Consider the following 19,028-nt stretch of genomic DNA (forward strand, 5'->3'; position numbering starts at 1 on the left):
GCATCCTTTTTTGGAAGCTGACGGCTTATAGAAGCCGGTGGCGGCTCAGCCCAGGGCCTGGGTGGCGAGCGCATAGGTGACGGGACGGTCCGGCGCCCGCGTCGACGGATCGGTCAGCGGCGCACCCAGCGACATGCTCAGCACCGTGTCATGAATCCTCAAACCCGACCGGGCGACGAACAGCGGGAAGGGCCCTTCGTCCAGATGGGTGTCCAGGCGCAGGAAACGTCCGTCATGCTCGTCCACATGGGGCTGGATCACGGCAATCGCATCCTCGTCCGTCCCGGCGACCGCCGGACCGACGACATGCCCGCGGCCGAAGGGACGGCAAAGCGCGAAGGCCACCAGAGCCCCGTCACGGTCCAGGCCATAGCCGACCGACTGTTCGAACAGCCGCGCCATCAGCCCGGCCCGCGAAATTCCGAAGGCACGTTCGTCCAGCGCCGTCACCGCCGCGAGATCCGCCGCCTCCAGCTGCCGCACCGCCGGCGCGGGCGCAGCGTGCCCGCTCCGGCGCGCCTCGCCCTGGCATTGGAACACGGTCCGGTGACCGATGAAGCCGAGCGAGCGGTACAGCGCCAGCGCCGCACGGGTGGCGTTGAGCCGGTAGGTTCGTCCCGCCGAAGCCGACAGCACCCGTTTCATCAGCCAGTCGCCAACACCCAGCGCCTGCAACCGGGGCGAGGTCATGACCATGCCGATGGTCGCGAAATCGTCGCCGTGGGGGAACCACATCGCCGATGCCAGGACGCGGTCAATCTCGTCCAGCGCGACGAAGCCGTGCCCGACCTCGCGCACGAACTGCCAGTCCTCCGCGCGATGCGGCCAGCCGACCGAGATCGACAGCGCATGCAGGCGCTCAAGGTCGATGTCGGCGATGTCGGCCACCCGCATGTCGAAGGCGTCGACGGTCAGGGAGCCCGGTAACGCACCGTCCCCCACCCCATCCCCAACTCCGTCTTCCATGCCGCTCTCGCTCAACGCTTTCTCCTCCCCGGATTTTCCATAACGTGAGGCAGTGCTCCTTTGGGTCAACCGGCACGCCTGTACCATCCAGCGCTCCCCGAGATTACCGGAGCAGCCGCCGCACAATTCACCGCAAAGCACCGGGTCGGCACAACAATCAACCAAATCGCCCATGCATTCGGCACGGAATCGAGCGGCAGCCGGATAAGATCGTGGCTGCCGCAGCCGTCAAGCCGGCGCCCCTCTCCTCGACACAGCAACGAATCCGCAACGACTCCCCGCGCCCCAAGGCGCGCAGCATGGGACAAGGTGAGGCCGTCATGACCGTGACCGACATCCTGAAGGATCTGATCGCCTTTCCCTCCGTCGTCGGAACCCCCAACGGCGCCATCGTCGACGGCATCCGCGGCATTCTGGAGGCCGCAGGCGTCCGCGTCCGGGTTCTGCCGGGACCGGAGGGCGACCGCTTCAACCTGTTCGCCACCATCGGCCCGGCGATGGTTCCGGGCTATGTCCTGTCCGGCCACATGGACGTGGTGCCCGCCACCGAACCCGAATGGACCGGCGACCCGTTCCGGCTGCGCACCGACGGAAACCGGCTTTACGGGCGCGGCACCTCGGACATGAAGGGCTTCATCGCGGCGGCGCTGGCGGCGCTGCCGGCCCTGACCGCCGCCCCGCTCACCCGGCCGATCCATCTGGCCTTCACCTACGACGAGGAGGCCGGCTGCCAGGGCGCGCCGCATCTTCTGCCGCACCTGCCCGACCTGTGCGCACCGCCGCTGGGCGTCATCGTCGGGGAACCGAGCGGCCTGCGCGCCGTCCGCGCCCACAAGGGCAAGGCGTCGGCGCGGCTGACCGTCCACGGGCGGTCCGGCCATTCCTCCCGCCCCGACCAGGGGCTGAACGCCATCCATGCCATGACCGACGCGCTGACCGCCGCCGTCGCCCAGGCCGGCCGCCTGAGCGAAGGCCCGCTGGATTCGGTCTTCGAGCCGCCCTATTCCTCGCTTCAGGCCGGCACCATCCAGGGCGGGCTGGCGGTGAACGTCATCCCCGACGCCTGCACCGCCGAATTCGAGGCCCGCGCCATCGCCGGGGTCGATCCCGCCTCCCTGCTGGAGCCGGTGCGCGAGGCGGCGCTGCGGCTGGAGGAGCGCGGCTTCGCCGTCGACTGGACGCAGACCAGCGCCTATCCCGCCCTGTTCCTCGCCGCCCGGTCGCCGCTGGCCCGCCTGCTGGAGGAGCTGACCGGCCGGGAACCGCAGGCCGCTGTCAGCTATGGCACGGAGGCCGGCCTATACCAGACCGCCGGGATCGACGCGATCATCTGCGGCCCCGGCGACATCGCGCGGGCCCACCGTCCCGACGAGCACATCCTCGTCGAGGAGCTGCACGCCTGCCAGTCGATGATCGAGGCGCTGGGCCAGCGCTGCCGCCTCTGACAATCGCCGGCATCGGCCACGCATCGCCCCCGCGCATCGTCAAAGAGAGTCCAATGACCTTTCTGTTCAATTCGGATGCCGTGCGCGGCGCGATCTTCGCGGATGCCTTCGCCCGCGCGCTGCCGGACCTGCCTTTTTCGATGGACCCGGCCAGCGTCGATCCCGATGCGGTGCGCTACCTGATCACCTGGACCATTCCGGCAAACCTCGCCCGCTACCGCAATCTGGAGATCGTCTTCTCCATCGGCGCCGGGGTCGACCAGTTCACCATGACCGCCCTGCCCGACCATGTGAAGGTCGTCCGCATGGTGGATGACGGCATCGTCCGCATGATGCAGGAATACGCCACGCTGGCCGTGCTGACCCTGCATCGCCAGATGCCGGCCTACCGCGCGCAGCAGAGGGACTGCCTCTGGCGCCCGCTGCCCCAGCCGCAGGCGGCACAGCGCCGGATCGGCGTGCTCGGGCTGGGCGTGCTGGCGCAGGCGGTGCTGGAGCGGTTGAAGCCCTTCGGGTTCCCGCTGTCGGGATGGAGCCGCTCGCCACGCCAGCTGGACGGGGTGACCTGCCGCCATGGCGCGGACGGCCTCGACGCGATGCTGGGCGAAACCGACATCCTGATCGTCCTGCTGCCGCTGACGCCCGACACCCGCGGCTTCCTCGACGCCCGCCTGCTGGCGAAGCTGCCCCGCGGTGCCGCGCTGATCCACACCGGGCGCGGGCCGCAGCTGGACCATGCCGCCCTGCTGGACGCGCTCGACACCGGCCGCCTGTCCGCCGCGATGGTCGATGTGACCGAGCCCGAGCCGCTGCCGGCCGACCATCCCTTCTGGACCCATCCGAACATCGTGCTCACCCCGCACATCGCCAGCATCACCCAGCCGGAAAGCGCCGCCCAGGCGGTCATCGCCAACCTGAACCGGCATTTCGCCGGGCAGGACCCGGTCGGTCTGGTCGACCGGCGGCGCGGCTACTGACGCGGCTGCCCGACACCCCTCCCGCGGCACGGCCGCTCATCGACCAAGGACTCTTCCATGTCGCTGCTGAAGACCATCGACACCGCCCCGGCCTTCGCCCCGCGTGAATCGACCCCGATGCCGGACCGGCTGATCGCCGGGTCGCCCGCCTTCAAGACCTGGGCGCAGGACGCCGACGCCGCCAAGGGCGACACCGTCCGGACCGGCGTCTGGGAAGCCACGCCGGGCGAAACCCGGTCGATCAAGGGCGAGACCTTCGAGTTCTGCCACATCCTGTCCGGGATCGTCGAAATCACCCCGGATGCCGGCGAGCCGGTGGTCTACCGGGCCGGCGACAGCTTCGTCATGAAGCCGGGCTTCACCGGCGTGTGGAAGACCATCGAGACGGTCCGCAAGATCTACGTCATCATCGACTGAGGGCGCATCATGAGCCTGTCCTTCGATCCGGACCGCCTGCCGCTGCCGAACGGTCACTTCATCGGTGACCGCCTGATCCCGGCGGAGGACGGGCAGCCCCGGCTGCCGATGCACCGCCCGTCGGACGGCCGGGCCTATGCCGACTGCCCGGTCGCCTCGGCCGACCTTGTCGATCAGGCGGTCGCGACCGCGCAGGCGGCGCTGAAATCCAGCAACTGGGGCGGCCTGCGCCCGCGGGACCGCACCGCCGTGCTCCAGCGCTGGGCCGCCCTGATCGAGGAGGAGGCGGAAACGCTGGCGAAGGTGGAGGCGCTGTCCTCCACCCGGCCGGTCGGCCAGCTGGTGGCCGGCGACGTGGCGGTCACCGCCGAGCAGATCCGCTTCTTCGCCGAATTTGCCGACAAGGAGGGCGGCGACCTCGTCCCCACCGACGATGGCAGCCTCGGCATGGTGATGACCGAGCCCTACGGCGTCGTCGGCGCCATCACGCCCTGGAACTTCCCGCTGTCGATGGCGGGGTGGAAGCTCGGCCCGGCGCTGGCCGCCGGCAACGCGGTGGTGCTGAAGCCGTCGGAGATGACGCCCTTCTCCACCGTCCTGCTGGCGCAGCTGGCGGTGAAGGCGGGGGTTCCCGCCGGGCTGATCAACATCGTCCAGGGTGATGGCCCGACCACGGGCGCCGCCATCACCCGCCATCCCGGCATCGCCAAGGTCAGCTTCACCGGATCGACGGCGGCGGGCTCGGCGATCATGGCCGACATCGCCCGCAGCGGCGTCAAACCGATGACGCTGGAGCTGGGCGGCAAGAGCCCGCAGATCGTCTTCGCCGACGCCGACCTCGACAAGGCGGCGGCGGCAATCGCCACCAGCGTCCTGTCCAACGCCGGACAGGCCTGCGTCGCCGGGTCTCGCCTGCTGGTCGAAGCCGGCGTGGCCGAACCGTTGGTCGAGCGGATCCTGGACCATATGCGCGCCGTCCGTCCCGGCCCGACCTGGGATGCGGGGACACGCTATTCCCCCATCATTTCCGAACGGCAGCGCGCCCGCATCCACGCCATCGTCTCGGCGTCGCTGACCGGGCCGGTGGAGTGCCTGACCGGCGGCGGCCCGATGGACGCCGAGGGGTATTTCTACGCGCCGACCCTGCTGGCCGGGGTCGATCAGGCCTCCCCCGCCGTGGTGGAGGAGATTTTCGGTCCGGTCCTGACCGTGCAGAGCTTCGACAGCGAGGAGGAGGCGATGGCCCTGGCCGACCATCCCACCTACGGGCTGGCCGCCGGCCTCTACACCCGCGACCTGTCGCGCGCCCTCCGCCTGACCCGGCGGCTCCAGGCCGGAACGGTGTGGGTCAACCGCTATGGCCGCTCCCGCGACCACATCCTGCCGACCGGCGGCTACAAGCGCTCCGGCATCGGCAAGGATCTGGGACGCGAGGCCTATCTCGCCAACCGCCGCAGCAAAAGCGTGCTGATCGGCCTGTAATCCAATCAAAAAGATAGGGAACGTTCGATGAAGACCCACACCATTGCGATCATCAAGGGCGACGGCATCGGGCATCCCGTGGTCGACGCGGCCTGGGAGGTGCTGCAGGCCGTGGCGACGCAGTCGGGCTTCGCGCTGACCGGCACCGAACTGCCCTGGTCCTGCGCCCATTACAAGGAAACCGGCGTGATGATGCCGGCCGACGGCATCGACAGCTTGCGCAAGTACGACGCCATCCTGCTGGGAGCCGTCGGCTGGCCGGCGGAGGTGCCGGACGCGGTGTCGCTGCATGGGCTGCTGCTGCCGATCCGCAAGGCGTTCGACCAGTATGCCAATGTCCGCCCGCACCGGCTGCTGCCGGGGGTGGAGGGTCCGCTGCGCCGCGGCGGCTTCGACATCCTGTGCATCCGCGAGAACACCGAAGGCGAATATGCCGGTGCCGGCGGGCGTATCCATCAGGGAACGCCGCAGGAGGTGGCGGTGGAGACCGGAATCTTCACCCGCATGGGGGTGGAGCGGATCCTGCGCTTCGCCTTCGCCCAGGCCCGCGCCCGGCGCGGCAAGCTGGCCTCCGTCACCAAGTCGAACGCGCAGAAATACTCGATGGTGTTCTGGGACGAGATCACCCGCCAGCTGGCCGCCGAACATCCGGACATCGAGGTGACGAGCTATCACGTCGACGCCATGGCGGCGCGCATGGTGACGGCGCCGGAGAGCCTGGACGTCGTCGTCGCCTCCAACCTGTTCGGCGACATCCTGACCGATCTGGGGGCGGCGATCCAGGGCGGGCTGGGCTTCGCCGCCTCGGCCAACCTGAACCCCGAGCGCAAGGCGCCGTCGATGTTCGAGCCGGTGCACGGCTCGGCCCCCGACATCGCCCATCTCGGCATCGCCAACCCCATCGCCGCCATCTGGTCGGGTGCCATGATGCTGGAGCATCTGGGGGAAAAGGCCGCCGCCGACCGCGTCATGGCCGCGCTGGGCGACACCACGGGCCGCGGCATCGGCACCGTTCCCGGCAAGGACAGGACGGACGCGATCACCGCCGCCGTGCTGTCGGCCCTGTCGTAACGCCGGCCCCCTCGCCACCCACACGCAGCGGAAAACACAAGACCATGATCCATCACCTGACGGACTCCTCCCTGTTCCGCGAACGGGGGCTGATCGGCGGCCGCTGGTGCGACGGAGTTGCCGGCCGGACCATCGGCGTCCAGAACCCGGCGACCGGCGGCACCCTCGGCAGCGTTCCCGACATGGACGGAACGGATGCCCGCGACGCCATCGCCGCCGCGGCCGAAGCCTACCCCGCCTGGAGGCGGCGCACCCACGCCGACCGTGCCGCGCTGCTGGAGCGCTGGCACGCGCTGATGATCGAGAATCTGGAGGATCTGGCCCGCATCCTGACGTTGGAGCAGGGCAAGCCGCTGGACGAGGCGCGGGGTGAAATCCGCTATGGCGCCTCCTTCGTCAAATGGTTCGCCGAGGAGGCGCGCCGGATCGGCGGGACCACCATCCCCTCCCCCACCCCCGACCGCCGCATCGTCGTGCTGAAGGAGCCGGTCGGCGTCTGCGGCATCATCACGCCGTGGAACTTCCCCAACGCCATGATCACCCGCAAGGTCGCGCCGGCGCTGGCCGCCGGCTGCACCGTGGTGATCAAGCCGTCGGACTTCACCCCCTATTCGGCGCTGGCGCTGGGCGTGCTTGCCGAGCGGGCGGGCATCCCGGCCGGCGTGGTCAACATCCTGACCGGCCGGCCGGAGGCCATCGGCGAGGAAATCCTGGCGAACGAGACCGTCCGCAAGATCTCCTTCACCGGCTCCACCCGCGTCGGCTCCCTGCTGATGCGCGGGGCCGCCGACGGCATCAAGCGGCTGAGCCTGGAGCTGGGCGGCAACGCGCCCTTCATCGTGTTCGACGATGCCGATCTGGATCAGGCGGTGGAGGGGGTCCTCCTCTCCAAGTTCCGCAACGGCGGGCAGACCTGCGTCTGCGCCAACCGCATCCTGGTGCAGTCGGGCGTCTATGAGGCGTTCCGCGACCGGCTGGTCGCCCGCGTCAACGCCATGCGGGTGGGATCGGGGCTGGAAGCGGGGGTCGCCATCGGCCCGATGATCAACGAAGCCGCCGTCGCCAAGATCGAGCGCCACGTCGCCGATGCGGTGTCCAAGGGGGCCGCCATCGCCTCTTCCGCGGTCGCGGCGGCGGGTGCGCAGTATGTCGCCCCGGTGGTGCTGACCGGCGCCACCACCGACATGCTGCTGGCGCATGAGGAGACCTTCGGCCCGGTGGCGCCGCTGTTCCGCTTCGAGACGGAGGAGGAGGCCATAGCCCTCGCCAACGCGACGCCGTTCGGGCTGGCGGCCTATTTCTACACGCAGAACCTCGCGCGGTCCTGGCGGGTCGGAGAGGCGCTGGAGGCCGGCATGATCGGGCTGAACACCGGCGCGATTTCCACCGAAGTCGCCCCGTTCGGCGGCGTCAAGCAGTCCGGCCTGGGTCGCGAAGGCGCACAGGTCGGCATCGAGGAATATCTGGAGCTGAAGACCTTCCACATCGGCGGGCTGGGGTGAGGGGTACGTAAGTTCTTATGAGTGCGGCTGAGACACGCTCGAAATTTAAGCCGCTTTGCATTGGCTCTCATTATGAGCGTCTCTCGGCCGTCATTCCCGCGAAGGCGGGAATCCAGCCGTCCCGAAGGCTTGGACGCGGATTTGCCTGGATCCCCGCCTTCGCGGGGATGACGGCCGACAAGAGCCTCTAAAAACCCACAGCCTCTAGCGCCCAAGCACAACAAACCGGCGAAAGCGCTTTAACGCTCCCGCCGGTTTTTTTGCCCCCAAACCCTCACTGGATGCGGTCGAGCGCCTTGTAATACAGCCCGACCAGCGGCAGGAACCAGGGCTTGCCGAAATGGCCGGGGACGGCGGGCCAGGACAGGCCCTTCAGCGGGTTCCGGTCCTCGCGCCCCAGGATCGCGTCGGCCATGGTCATGCCGAGATGGGTCGACAGCTGCGCCCCGTGGCCGGAATAGCCCATGGCGTACCACAGCCCGTCCTGGTAACCGGCGCGCGGATAGCGGTCGCTGGTCATGTCCACCAGACCGCCCCAGCAGTAATCGATGTCGATGCTGGCGATCTGCGGGAAAATCCTTGCGAGGCTCGCGCGCAGGATCGCCCCGCTCTTGGCGTCGGAGCGCTGGTCGGACGTTGCCGAGAAGCGGGCGCGGCCACCGAAGATCAGCCGCCGGTCGGGCGACAGGCGGAAGTAGTTGCCGATGTTCATCGACGTGACGTAGGTGCGGTTGCCCGGCACCACCGATGCGATCTCGCCGTCGCTGAGCGGGCGGGTGGCGATGATGAAGCTGCCGACCGAGATGATCCGGCGGCGGAAATGGCTGAAATTCGGCGTGGTGTAGGCCCCAGTGGCGACCAGCACCTCCCTGGCGGTGACCGTGCCGCGCGGCGTGGTCAGCGTGTGGCGGTCGCCCGTACGGGCGATGGTCCCGACCGGCGCGTGTTCGACCAGAACCGCGCCATGGCGCCTGGCGGCGTCGGCCAGCCCGACCACGAAGCGGCCCATATGCATCATGGCGCTCTTGCGCGACAGCATCGCACCAAAGAACGGCGAGCCGACCTCGTCCTTCAGTTCTTCGGCGGTCAGCAGGGCCGTGTCGGGATCGACCTCGTGGTGCACCACCTCGAAGTTGCGGGCGATGGCGTCGAAATGCGCCGGCTTGGAGGCCAGCTTCAGCTTGCCGGCGCGGCGGAAGCTGCAATCGATGCCCTCTTCGGCGATCAGCGCCTCCAGCGTGTCGATGGACTGGTCGAAGGCCCGGTAGAGTGCGATGGCGCGCTCCGTCCCCAGCGCGGTCTTGGCGGCGATGAAGCTGTGGGCCAGACCGTTGTTGAGGTGCCCGCCATTGCGCCCCGAAGCGCCGCCGCCGACGCGGTCCGCCTCCAGCACGATCACCCGCGCCCCGGCCTTGGCGAGCTGGCGGGCGGCACCCAGGCCGGTGAACCCTCCTCCGACGACGGCGACGTCGTAATGGCCCTCGACGGTTCCTTCGGCTCCGCCCGTGAAGGCCGGGGCGGTGTCGTGCCAGTAGGAGACGAATTTCATGACCTGGGTCCTTGTCGTTGCAGCCCGAACCTCGAAAGCTCCGCCCCTTACAGACCGACCACGCCGGGCAGGCCGGAAATGTCGGAAATCTCGACATAGCCGTAATAGGGGTTGGCCGGTTCGTGGCCGCGGTTGACCCACACCTTGTTGCGGATCCCCAGATCGTGCGCCGACATCAGGTCGTAGCGGAAGGAGGAGGAGCAGTGCAGGATGTCCTCCGGCCCGCAGCCGAGCATGTCGAACATGTATTCGAACGCCTGGAAGCGCGGCTTGTAGGCCTGGGCCTGTTCGGCGGTGTAGACGGCGTGGAAGGGCGCGCCCAGCTTCGCCACGTTCGACGGGATCTGGTCGTTCATCGCGTTCGACAGGATGACCAGCGGGATTTCCTTGGCGACCTTGGCCAGGCCGGCCGGCACGTCCGGGTGCGGCCCCCAGGTGGGAACCCGCTCGTAGACCATGCGCGCATCCTCGTCGCGGAAGACGACATTGTTGCGCTTGCAGCTGCGCTCCAGCGAATTGTGCACGACCTCGGCATAGGGCTTCCAGGCGCCCATGATCTCGTCGAGGCGGTAGGCGGCGAAGTTTTTGATGAACTCCGTCATCCGCGCTTCGTCGAGGATCGACCCGTACAGGTCGCGCGCCGCTTCGGCCATCTGAAAGTTGATCAGCGTGCCGTGGCAATCGAAGGTGACGTATTTCGGCCGGAACTGGCTCATGGCTGCTTCCTTGGGATGGAGCGACGTGGGAGGGGCGAATTGGGAATGGGGCAAGTTGCGAATGGGGCACTGCCGGCCCTGCCCCACGATCCTAGCGTCGCCGGGAAGCCGGGCCTGACCGAATTGCCGGGCGCGAAAGCACAAAGTTCCGTTTCCGTCTCGGCACTCAGCATTTGGTTGGGAGGGAAACGGCGCCGGGGCGCCTGGAACGGGGGGATGGAGGCCCCGCCCGCGGGTCCGCCCGCCATCGTCGCGGCATAAGATGCGGCAGGCTGCCGGAGCAAAGGTGAAAGATGTCGCGGCGGGTGTCGCCTTCAGACAAACGTCCGGGGCCGCTGCGCACACTCTTGGAGGCAGAGGGTGAAAGGACTGCCCATGAACAAGAATACGGTTCCCAAGAGAGCGATCGACTTTGCGGCCTTCGAGCCGAATCATCTGGACGATGCGCTCGCCCTGTCGCGGCAGGCACAATGGCCGCACCGGCTGGAAGACTGGTCGCTGCTCCTGTCGCTGAGCCGGGGGCTGGTCGCCGTCGATGCCGGATCGGGCCGGCTGGTCGGCACCGTTCTGACGACGCCCTATGGCGACGATGCCGCCACCATCAACATGGTCATCGTCGACGAGGGCTGGCGCGGGCAGGGCCTCGGCCGCCGCCTGATGGACGAGGCGATGGCGCTGGCGGAGGGCCGCCCCCTGCGCCTCGTCGCCACCAGCGAGGGGCTGCCGCTCTACGAAAAGCTGGGCTTCCGCGAGGTCGGCACCGTCCTGCAACACCAGGGAGAAGCCGGTGCGGTTCCGCCGGCGGCGGAGGAGGACGTCGCCCCGGCCGGCACCCAGGATCTTGCGGCCATCGCCGCGTTGGACCGTCAGGCCTTCGGCGCCGACCGCCGCCTGCTGCTGGAGCGCATCGCCGGGGTCGGGTCCTTCACGCTGCTGCGCCGGAACGGTGCTCCCGCCGGTTTCGCAGCGTTGCGCGACTTCGGCCGCGGGCAGGTCGTCGGCCCGGTGGTCGCCCCCGACGCGGAGGGCGCCAAGGCCCTGATCGGCCCGCTCGTCGCCGCGCATCCGGGAAAATTCCTGCGGGTGGACACCACCGCCGACACCGGCCTCGCCCCATGGCTGGCCGATTGCGGTCTGCGTCCTGTCGGCGGCGGCATCGCCATGCGCCGCCCCGCACCGGCGGCAGCAGCGACCTCACCCGCACCCGTATCGACTTTCGCGCTCGCCAGCCAGGCACTCGGCTGATCCGGAGAGGACCATGCTCAGCAATTCCCTGATCGAACTCGACCGTGCCCATCTGGTCCATCCCGTCGCGTCATATCGCGGCCATGAGAAGGCCGGGGTGCGGGTGATCGCCTCCGGCGCCGGGGCGACGGTCACCGACGCCGCCGGCCGCCGGCTGGTCGACGGCTTCGCCGGCCTGTGGTGCGTCAACGCCGGCTACGGGCAGCAGAGCCTCATCGACGCCGCCACCCGCCAGATGAAGGAACTGCCCTACGCCACCGGCTATTTCGGGCTGGGCAGCGAACCGGCGATCCGGCTGGCCGCGGCACTCGCCGAACGGGCGCCGGGCGACCTGAACCATGTCTATTTCACGCTCGGCGGGTCGGATGCGGTGGACAGCACCATCCGCTTCATCCGTTATTACTGGCTGGCCAAGGGGCAGCCGCAGCGCGACCAGTTCATCTCCATCGAGCAGGGCTATCACGGCTCCTCCACCGTCGGTTCCGGGCTGACCGCGCTGCCCGCCTTCCATGCCGGCTTCGGCGTGCCCTTCGACTGGCAGCACAAGATTCCGTCGCACTACGCCTACCGCAACCCGGTGGGCGGCGATGCCGACGCGATCATCGCCGCCTCGCTCGCCGCCCTCGACGCCAAGATCGCCGAGATCGGCGGACCGGAGCGGGTCGCCGCCTTCTATGCCGAGCCGATCCAGGGGTCGGGCGGCGTGCTGGTGCCGCCCGACGGCTGGATGAAGGCGATGTGCGACCGCTGCCGCAGCCTGGGCATCCTGTTCGTCGCCGACGAGGTCATCACCGGCTTCGGCCGCACCGGCCCGCTGTTCGCCTGCACCGACGACGGCGTCGTGCCGGACATGATGACCACGGCGAAGGGCCTGACCTCCGGCTATGTGCCGATGGGTGCCGTCTTCCTGTCGGACGCGGTGTACGATACCATCGCGGACGCCGCCGGCAGCAGCGCGGTCGGACATGGCTACACCTACTCCGCCCACCCCGTCAGTGCCGCCGTTGGGCTGGCGGCCTTGAGCCTGTACGAGGACAGCCTGCTCGCCAACGGCGCCAGGGCCGGTGCGCGGCTGATGGCCGGACTGCACGCTCTGCGCGACCACCCGCTGGTCGGCGACGTGCGCGGACGCGGCATGCTGGCCGCCATCGAACTGGTGGTCGACAAGGAACGCAAGACCCCCCTGCCCGCCGCCGCCGAACCGTCGCGGCGGATTTTCGACCGCGCCTGGAACAACGGTCTGGTGATCCGCGCCTTCGCCAACGGCGTGCTGGGCTATGCCCCGCCGCTCTGCTGCACCGACGACGACATCGACGCGATCCTGGAGCGGACGGCCCAAACGCTCGACCAGACCCTGGACGATCCCGACGTCCGCCGGGCGATGCGCTAGGCGAAAAAGGGGGTGTCCGCGGAAAAAACCGCGGATACCTCCGTATCCAGCATTTTCTGCTGTCCAGCACCGAAGATTCGGAGACCCCCACCCAACCCTTGGACCACACTGGAGGGGAAGAAGACCGAATCTCCAGGCCAGTTCAAGAGGGACCAGCTCCAAAGACATCCCGGCGGAGGTTGCCGCCGGACCTGAAACGCCCCGCAGAACCGGAACGGTTCCCCTGCGGTCCTTGATGAGGAGATGGTGCGTTGACCAAGAGTCTGCTGAGCTTCAAGTATCTGACCTTCGACGTCGTCGGCACCCTGATCGACTTCGAATCCGGCATCAAGGACTGCCTCGCCGCAATCGCGGCGGAGGCCGGCACCGATGTGGACGGCGAGGCGGCGCTGACCCTCTACCGCGAGGCGCGCTATGCCCCGGACGCCGACCTGTTCCCCGACGATCTGGCGCGCGTCTATTCGGTGATCGCGCCCAAGCTGGGGCTACCCGCCGGCACGCAGTACGGTGAACGCCTGCGTGATTCCGCGGCGGCCTGGGCCGGCTTCCCCGACAGCCGGGAGGCCATGGCGCGTCTGTCCAGGCACTACAAGCTGATCGCGATGACCAACGCGCGGCGCTGGGCCTTCACCCATTTCTCCCGCGAGCTGGGCGATCCGTTCTTTGCCGGCTTCACCGCCGACGACACCGGCGTCGAAAAGCCCAACCCCGCCTTCTTCCAGCAGGTGTTCGAGTTCGTCGAGCGCGACGGCGGCAGCAAGGACGACATCCTGCACGTCGCCCAGAGCCAGTATCACGACATCGGCGTTTCCCGCCGCCTCGGCATGACCAACTGCTGGATCCAGCGGCGGCATGCCCAGAAGGGCTATGGCGGCACCATCGAACCCGCCGAGTTCACCGAACCGGATTTCCATTTCCGCTCGATGGCGGAACTGGCAGACGCCGTCGAACAAGCGGCCGCAGAGCCGAAGACGGCGTCCGCGTAACCGGACCAAACCGGAACGCGCAAAAAAAGAAACGAACGAACAATCCTGAACAGAGTGAGGCAGACATGACCAAGACGCCTGAAACCCGGACTCCCAAAAACTGGACCGGGGCCGACGACAGCATGGTCGAAAGCGCCATCCGGCGCGGGGCCAGCCGCCGCGACCTGTTGAAGATGCTGCTGGCCGGCGGGGTGTCGCTGGCCGCTGCCGACCTCGTTCTGGGCCGCGCCGGCATGGCGCTGGCCGCGACGCCGGTGAAGGGCGGCGCGCTGAAGGCGGCCGGCTGGTCGTCCTCGACCGCCGACACGCTGGACCCGGCCAAGGCGTCGCTGTCCACCGATTATGTCCGCTGCTGCGCCTTCTACAACCGCCTGACCACCCTCGACCAGAACGGCATCCCGCAGATGGAGCTGGCCGAAAGCGTAGAATCGGGCGATGCAAAGACCTGGACGGTCAAGCTGCGCAAGGGCGTCACCTTCCACGACGGCAAGTCGCTGACCGCCGACGACGTGGTGTATTCGCTGAAGCGCCACCTCGATCCCGCCGTCGGTTCCAAGGTCGCGAAGATCGCCGCGCAGATGACGGAGTTCAAGGCGGTCGACAAGAACACCGTCGAGATCACGCTGGCCAGCCCCAACGCCGATCTGCCGACCATCCTGGCCACCCACCACTTCATGATCGTGGCCGACGGCACCACCGACTTCTCGAAGGGCAACGGCACCGGCGCCTTCACCTGCAAGAGCTTCGAGCCCGGCGTGCGCTCCATCGGCCTGCGCAACCAGAATTACTGGAAGGGCGGACCGAACGTCGACTCCTTCGAGTTCTTCGCGATCAGCGACGACAATGCCCGCGTCAACGCGCTGCTGTCCGGCGACATCCATCTCGCCGCGTCGATCAACCCGCGCTCCACCCGTCTGGTGGACGGACAGAAGGGCTTCGCCCTGTCGAAGACGACATCCGGCAACTACACCGACCTGAACATCCGCCTGGATATGGAGCCCGGCAGCCGCAAGGACTTCGTCGATGGGATGAAGTACATCGTCAACCGCGAGCAGATCGTCAAATCGGCCCTGCGCGGCTTCGGCGAGGTGGGCAACGACCAGCCGGTCTCGCCGGTCAACCCGTACCACAACGCCGCCCTGAAGCCGAAGGCCTACGACCCGGAAAAGGCGAAGGCGCTGTTCAAGAAGGCGGGCGTGCTGGGCCAGTCGATCCCGGTGATCACATCGGATGCCGCGTCGTCGGCCATCGACATGGCGATGGTGATCCAGGCTTCCGCCGCCGAGATCGGCATGAAGCTCGACGTCCAGCGCGTGCCGTCCGACGGCTATTGGAGCAACTACTGGCTGAAGTCGCCGATCCATTTCGGCAACATCAACCCGCGTCCGACGCCGGACATCCTGTTCTCCCTGCTCTACGCCTCCGAAGCCCCATGGAACGAGAGCAAGTACAAGTCCGAGAAGTTCGACAGGATGATGATCGAAGCGCGCGGCATGCTCGACCAGGCCAAGCGCAAGGAGATCTACAACGACATGCAGGTGATGATCGCCGAAGAAGCCGGCACCATCATCCCCGCCTACATCTCCAACGTCGACGCCATCAACGACAAGCTGAAGGGCCTCGCCCCCAGCCCGCTGGGCGGCATGATGGGCTACGCTTTCGCCGAGTATGTCTGGCTGGCTGCCTGATACAGTGGACGGGCGGAACGGGACGGCCGCAGGGCCGGCCGTTCCGGCCCGTCCTGGCCCATTCGGGCAACCCCTCCGGGGGCGCCTCACCTTGCGGAGGCCAAGCATGACATCACGCGTTCCGTCCCTCATTCTTGGTCGGCTGCTCATCGCACTGGTCACGCTGACGATCGTGTCCTTCGCCGTGTTCTTCGCCACCACCCTGCTGCCCGGCGACACGGCGACCATCCTGCTGGGGCAGGCGGCGACGCCGGAAGCCGTCGCCGGCCTGCGCACGGCCATGCATCTCGACGAGCCGGCCCTGCTGCGCTTCGTCTACTGGATCGGCGGCCTGTTCCAGGGCGATCTCGGCACCTCCTACGCCAACCATGTGCCGGTGGCCACGCTGGTCTCCGGCCGGCTTGCCAACACCCTGAAGCTGGCCGGGCTGACCACCCTGGTGTCGGTGCCGCTGGCGCTGACGCTGGGCATCACCGCCGCCATGTGGCGGCGCACGCTGTACGACCGCATCGTCACCATCGCCACCATCGGCGTCATCTCGGTGCCGGAATTCGTGCTGGCGACCCTGGCCGTGCTGGTGTTCGCCGTCTACCTGAAATGGCTGCCGGCCCTGTCCTTCACCTATAACATCGACAGTTTCTCCGGCCTGCTGCGGGCCTACGCCATGCCGGTCATCACCCTGACCTTCGGGGTGTCGGCGCAGATGATCCGCATGACCAGAGCCGCCGTGATCGAAACGCTGAACACGCCCTATGTCGAGATGGCGCTGCTGAAAGGGGCGTCACGGCCGCGGATGGTCCTGCGCCACGCCCTGCCCAACGCGCTGGGACCCATCTCCAACGCGGTGGCGCTGTCGCTCTCCTACCTGCTGGGCGGCGTGATCATCGTCGAGACGATCTTCAACTATCCGGGGATCGCCAAGCTGATGGTCGATGCGGTGTCCACCCGCGACCTGCCGCTGATCCAGTCCTGCGCGATGATCTTCTGCTTCGGGTATCTGATCCTGATCACCACCGCCGACATCGTCGCCATCCTGTCGAACCCGAGGCTCCGATGAAGACACATTCTTCCACTGAACCGAGGGCCTCCACCGGCTCGCTGACGGCATGGTCGGGCTACCGGATCAATCTGGTCGGCCTTGCCGCCTTTTCCGTCGTCCTGTTCTGGGCGCTGGTCGCCCTCTTCGCCCCCTACATCACGCCCCATTCGGTGGGCGAGATGATCGACCTCGACTATTTCGGCCCGATGCGGCCCGGCCTGTGGCTGGGGTCGGATTATCTCGGCCGCGACATGCTGTCCCGCATCATCTACGGCGCCCGCTACACCGTCGGCATCTCGCTGGCCGCGGTGTCCATCGCCTGCTTCACCGGCGTGGTGCTGGGCATGACCTCGGCGGTGCTGCGCGGGCCGGTGGACATGGTGGTCAGCCGCATCCTCGACGCCATGAACTCCATCCCCAGCAAGCTGTTCGGCCTGATGGTGGTCGCGGCGGTCGGCTCCTCCATCCCCGTGCTGATCCTGACCCTGTCGGTCATTTATGTCCCCGGCGCCTACCGCTTCAGCCGGGCGCTGGCGATCAACATCGACACGATGGATTTCATCATGGTCGCCCGCATCCGGGGCGAAAGGCTGCCCTATCTGATCGCATCGGAGATTCTGCCCAACATCATCGGCCCGGTTCTGGCCGACCTCGGCCTGCGCTTCGTCTTCATCGTCCTGCTGCTGTCGGGCCTGTCCTTCCTGGGGCTGGGCGTCCAGCCGCCCTACGCCGACTGGGGGGCGCTGGTGCGCGAGAACATCGGCGGCCTGCCCTTCGCGGCACCGGCGGTGATCGTGCCGTCGCTGGCCATCGCCACCCTGACCATCAGCGTCAATCTGCTGATCGACAATCTTCCGCAGAAGATCCGCGACCGGAGCGCCTCCTGATGACGAACCTTGTCGAAATCCGCGGCCTGACGGTCGAGGCCACCACCGATTCCGGCCGCTGGATCCAGATCCTGAAGGGCATCGACCTGGACATCGCCGCCGGCGAGACCGTCGCCTTCATCGGCGAAAGCGGCTCCGGCAAGACCACCGCCGCCATGACGCTGCTCGGCTACGCCCGTCCGGGCTGCCGGATTTCCGGCGGAACGGTGACGGTCGACGGCCATGACATGGTGACGCTGCCGGAAAAGGACCGGGCCGCCCTGCGCGGCACCACCGTGGCCTATGTGCCGCAGAGTGCCGCCGCCGCCTTCAACCCGGCCTCGACCATCATGGAGCAGGTCATCGAGGTGACGCGGATCCATCGCCTGATGCCGCCGGACGAGGCCCGCCGCCGGGCGGTCGCCCTGTTCCGCGCCCTGTCCCTGCCCAATCCCGACAGCATCGGCGACCGTTACCCGCATCAGGTGTCAGGCGGCCAGTTGCAACGGCTGGCGGCGGCGATGGCGCTGATCGGCGATCCCAAGGTGGTGATCTTCGACGAGCCGACAACGGCGCTGGACGTCACCACCCAGGTCGAGGTCCTGCGCGCCTTCAAGGCGGTGACCGCCCAGCACCGGATCGCCTGCGTCTATGTCTCCCACGATCTGGCCGTGGTCGCCCAGATCGCCGACCGCATCATGGTGCTGCGCAACGGCGCGGTGCAGGAAACCGGCAGCGTCCACGACATCCTGACGCGCCCGGCCCACCCCTACACCCAGGAATTGCTGCACGCCTTCCACCCCGACACCGGCGGGCGCGAAGCACTGCCCGCCGCCGACAGCGGCGCTCCGCTGCTGGAGATCAACACGCTGAGCGCCGGCTACGGCCCGCCGCAGTCGAACGGGCAGCCGCTGGTCCTCGCCGTCAAGGGCGTGAGCCTGCAGGTGAAGCGGGGCACCAACCTCGGCATCATCGGGGAGTCCGGCTGCGGGAAATCGACGCTGGCACGCGCCATCGCCGGAATCCTGCCGGCCTGCAAGGGCGACATCCAGTTCAATGGCAAGGAGCTGTGGCACAGTGCCCGCCAGCGCAGCCACGACCAGCTGCGCGACCTGCAGATCGTCTTCCAGCACGCCGATACCGCGCTCAACCCGGCCAAGTCCATCGAGGACATCCTCGGCCGTCCGCTGACCTTCTATCACGGCCTGCGCGGCAAGGCCCGCGATGCGCGGGTCGATGCGCTGCTGGACATGGTCCGCCTGCCCCGCGCCCTGCGCCACCGCCGCCCGGCCGAATTGTCGGGCGGCCAGAAGCAGCGGGTGAACTTCGCCCGTGCGCTCGCCGCCGAGCCGAAGCTGATCCTGTGCGACGAGATCACCTCGGCCCTCGACACCGTCGTTGCGGCGGCGGTCATCGACCTGCTGAAGGAACTGCAACGCGAACTTGGCCTGTCCTATGTCTTCATCAGCCACGACCTGTCGGTGATCGAGGCGATCTGCGACGAGATCGTCGTGATGTATCGAGGGCAGACGGTGGAGACCATCATCCCCGCCGACCGGCAGCCGCCGCAGCACCCCTATTCGAAACTGCTGTTCTCGTCGGTTCCGAAGCTGGATCCGACCTGGCTCGACACGCTGAACATCGACGCCGACCGGATGCGGGTGGCCTGATCCGCCGGTTGGCGATGAT

Annotated in this window: 16 protein-coding genes; 13 read left to right on the plus strand and 3 right to left on the minus strand. The window is 68.1% G+C overall.

What is annotated here, in order from left to right; all coding sequences use genetic code 11:
* Window positions 1–45: 45 nt before the first annotated feature.
* Entirely contained in the window at window positions 46–966 is a 921-nt protein-coding gene (locus GBZ48_RS12225; protein ID WP_174471300.1) for a GNAT family N-acetyltransferase, read from the minus strand.
* A gap of 320 nt (window positions 967–1,286) precedes the next feature.
* Here GBZ48_RS12225 and argE point away from each other — a divergent pair, with 320 nt between their 5' ends.
* The 6 genes from argE to GBZ48_RS12255 are packed head-to-tail and all read left to right on the plus strand — an operon-like array spanning window position 1,287 to window position 7,860.
* On the plus strand, window positions 1,287–2,411 hold the full coding sequence (gene argE, locus GBZ48_RS12230; protein ID WP_174471301.1) for an acetylornithine deacetylase: 1,125 nt from the start codon (window positions 1,287–1,289) through the stop codon (window positions 2,409–2,411).
* A 53-nt stretch (window positions 2,412–2,464) separates the two neighbouring features.
* Entirely contained in the window at window positions 2,465–3,388 is a 924-nt protein-coding gene (locus GBZ48_RS12235; RefSeq protein WP_174471302.1) for a 2-hydroxyacid dehydrogenase, read from the plus strand.
* A gap of 57 nt (window positions 3,389–3,445) precedes the next feature.
* Window positions 3,446–3,805, plus strand: a complete 360-nt coding sequence (locus GBZ48_RS12240) for a cupin domain-containing protein (RefSeq protein ID WP_174471303.1) — start codon at window positions 3,446–3,448, stop codon at window positions 3,803–3,805.
* A 9-nt stretch (window positions 3,806–3,814) separates the two neighbouring features.
* Window positions 3,815–5,287, plus strand: a complete 1,473-nt coding sequence (locus tag GBZ48_RS12245; protein ID WP_174471304.1) for an aldehyde dehydrogenase family protein — start codon at window positions 3,815–3,817, stop codon at window positions 5,285–5,287.
* A gap of 27 nt (window positions 5,288–5,314) precedes the next feature.
* Window positions 5,315–6,358, plus strand: coding sequence for a tartrate dehydrogenase (locus GBZ48_RS12250; RefSeq protein ID WP_174471305.1), 1,044 nt, complete (start codon window positions 5,315–5,317; stop codon window positions 6,356–6,358).
* A gap of 44 nt (window positions 6,359–6,402) precedes the next feature.
* On the plus strand, window positions 6,403–7,860 hold the full coding sequence (locus tag GBZ48_RS12255) for an NAD-dependent succinate-semialdehyde dehydrogenase (RefSeq protein WP_174471306.1): 1,458 nt from the start codon (window positions 6,403–6,405) through the stop codon (window positions 7,858–7,860).
* A 274-nt stretch (window positions 7,861–8,134) separates the two neighbouring features.
* Here GBZ48_RS12255 and GBZ48_RS12260 read toward each other — a convergent pair whose 3' ends face one another.
* Window positions 8,135–9,409 (minus strand): NAD(P)/FAD-dependent oxidoreductase, encoded by a 1,275-nt coding sequence (locus tag GBZ48_RS12260; protein WP_174471307.1) that lies wholly within the window; start codon window positions 9,407–9,409, stop codon window positions 8,135–8,137.
* A 47-nt stretch (window positions 9,410–9,456) separates the two neighbouring features.
* The gene (locus GBZ48_RS12265; RefSeq protein WP_109050236.1) at window positions 9,457–10,125 is read right to left on the minus strand and encodes a haloacid dehalogenase type II; all 669 of its coding nucleotides are present in this window, start codon (window positions 10,123–10,125) and stop codon (window positions 9,457–9,459) included.
* Window positions 10,126–10,500: 375 nt separating this feature from the next.
* Between GBZ48_RS12265 and GBZ48_RS12270 the strand changes: the two genes are divergently transcribed.
* The 7 genes from GBZ48_RS12270 (at window position 10,501) to GBZ48_RS12300 (ending at window position 19,009) form a co-directional block, all read left to right on the plus strand.
* A complete protein-coding gene (locus GBZ48_RS12270; RefSeq protein WP_174471308.1) occupies window positions 10,501–11,370 on the plus strand; it encodes a GNAT family N-acetyltransferase in 870 nt (289 codons plus the stop codon).
* 13 nt (window positions 11,371–11,383) lie between these two features.
* On the plus strand, window positions 11,384–12,760 hold the full coding sequence (locus tag GBZ48_RS12275; protein ID WP_174471309.1) for an aspartate aminotransferase family protein: 1,377 nt from the start codon (window positions 11,384–11,386) through the stop codon (window positions 12,758–12,760).
* A gap of 251 nt (window positions 12,761–13,011) precedes the next feature.
* Entirely contained in the window at window positions 13,012–13,746 is a 735-nt protein-coding gene (locus tag GBZ48_RS12280; RefSeq protein ID WP_174471310.1) for an HAD-IA family hydrolase, read from the plus strand.
* A 65-nt stretch (window positions 13,747–13,811) separates the two neighbouring features.
* The gene (locus GBZ48_RS12285; protein ID WP_174471311.1) at window positions 13,812–15,434 is read left to right on the plus strand and encodes an ABC transporter substrate-binding protein; all 1,623 of its coding nucleotides are present in this window, start codon (window positions 13,812–13,814) and stop codon (window positions 15,432–15,434) included.
* 106 nt (window positions 15,435–15,540) lie between these two features.
* Window positions 15,541–16,491, plus strand: coding sequence for an ABC transporter permease (locus GBZ48_RS12290; protein ID WP_174471312.1), 951 nt, complete (start codon window positions 15,541–15,543; stop codon window positions 16,489–16,491).
* A complete protein-coding gene (locus GBZ48_RS12295) occupies window positions 16,488–17,360 on the plus strand; it encodes an ABC transporter permease (RefSeq protein ID WP_174471313.1) in 873 nt (290 codons plus the stop codon). The genes GBZ48_RS12290 and GBZ48_RS12295 overlap by 4 nt, the downstream gene beginning before the upstream one ends.
* On the plus strand, window positions 17,360–19,009 hold the full coding sequence (locus GBZ48_RS12300) for an ABC transporter ATP-binding protein (RefSeq protein ID WP_174471314.1): 1,650 nt from the start codon (window positions 17,360–17,362) through the stop codon (window positions 19,007–19,009). Before GBZ48_RS12295 ends, GBZ48_RS12300 begins: the two co-directional genes overlap by 1 nt.
* The last annotated feature ends 19 nt before the right edge of the window (window positions 19,010–19,028 follow it).

The organism is Azospirillum melinis (assembly GCF_013340935.1).
Classification (GTDB): Bacteria; Pseudomonadota; Alphaproteobacteria; order Azospirillales; family Azospirillaceae; genus Azospirillum; species Azospirillum melinis.

Coding starts and splice junctions, on each gene's coding strand:
- GBZ48_RS12240 (WP_174471303.1), top strand. CDS start 3,446: ATGTCGCTGCTGAAGACCATCGACACCGCCCCGGCCTTCGCCCCGCGT.
- argE (WP_174471301.1), top strand. CDS start 1,287: ATGACCGTGACCGACATCCTGAAGGATCTGATCGCCTTTCCCTCCGTC.
- GBZ48_RS12275 (WP_174471309.1), top strand. CDS start 11,384: ATGCTCAGCAATTCCCTGATCGAACTCGACCGTGCCCATCTGGTCCAT.
- GBZ48_RS12255 (WP_174471306.1), top strand. CDS start 6,403: ATGATCCATCACCTGACGGACTCCTCCCTGTTCCGCGAACGGGGGCTG.
- GBZ48_RS12300 (WP_174471314.1), top strand. CDS start 17,360: ATGACGAACCTTGTCGAAATCCGCGGCCTGACGGTCGAGGCCACCACC.
- GBZ48_RS12225 (WP_174471300.1), bottom strand. CDS start 966: ATGGAAGACGGAGTTGGGGATGGGGTGGGGGACGGTGCGTTACCGGGC.
- GBZ48_RS12295 (WP_174471313.1), top strand. CDS start 16,488: ATGAAGACACATTCTTCCACTGAACCGAGGGCCTCCACCGGCTCGCTG.
- GBZ48_RS12250 (WP_174471305.1), top strand. CDS start 5,315: ATGAAGACCCACACCATTGCGATCATCAAGGGCGACGGCATCGGGCAT.
- GBZ48_RS12285 (WP_174471311.1), top strand. CDS start 13,812: ATGACCAAGACGCCTGAAACCCGGACTCCCAAAAACTGGACCGGGGCC.
- GBZ48_RS12290 (WP_174471312.1), top strand. CDS start 15,541: ATGACATCACGCGTTCCGTCCCTCATTCTTGGTCGGCTGCTCATCGCA.
- GBZ48_RS12260 (WP_174471307.1), bottom strand. CDS start 9,409: ATGAAATTCGTCTCCTACTGGCACGACACCGCCCCGGCCTTCACGGGC.
- GBZ48_RS12265 (WP_109050236.1), bottom strand. CDS start 10,125: ATGAGCCAGTTCCGGCCGAAATACGTCACCTTCGATTGCCACGGCACG.
- GBZ48_RS12270 (WP_174471308.1), top strand. CDS start 10,501: ATGAACAAGAATACGGTTCCCAAGAGAGCGATCGACTTTGCGGCCTTC.
- GBZ48_RS12235 (WP_174471302.1), top strand. CDS start 2,465: ATGACCTTTCTGTTCAATTCGGATGCCGTGCGCGGCGCGATCTTCGCG.
- GBZ48_RS12245 (WP_174471304.1), top strand. CDS start 3,815: ATGAGCCTGTCCTTCGATCCGGACCGCCTGCCGCTGCCGAACGGTCAC.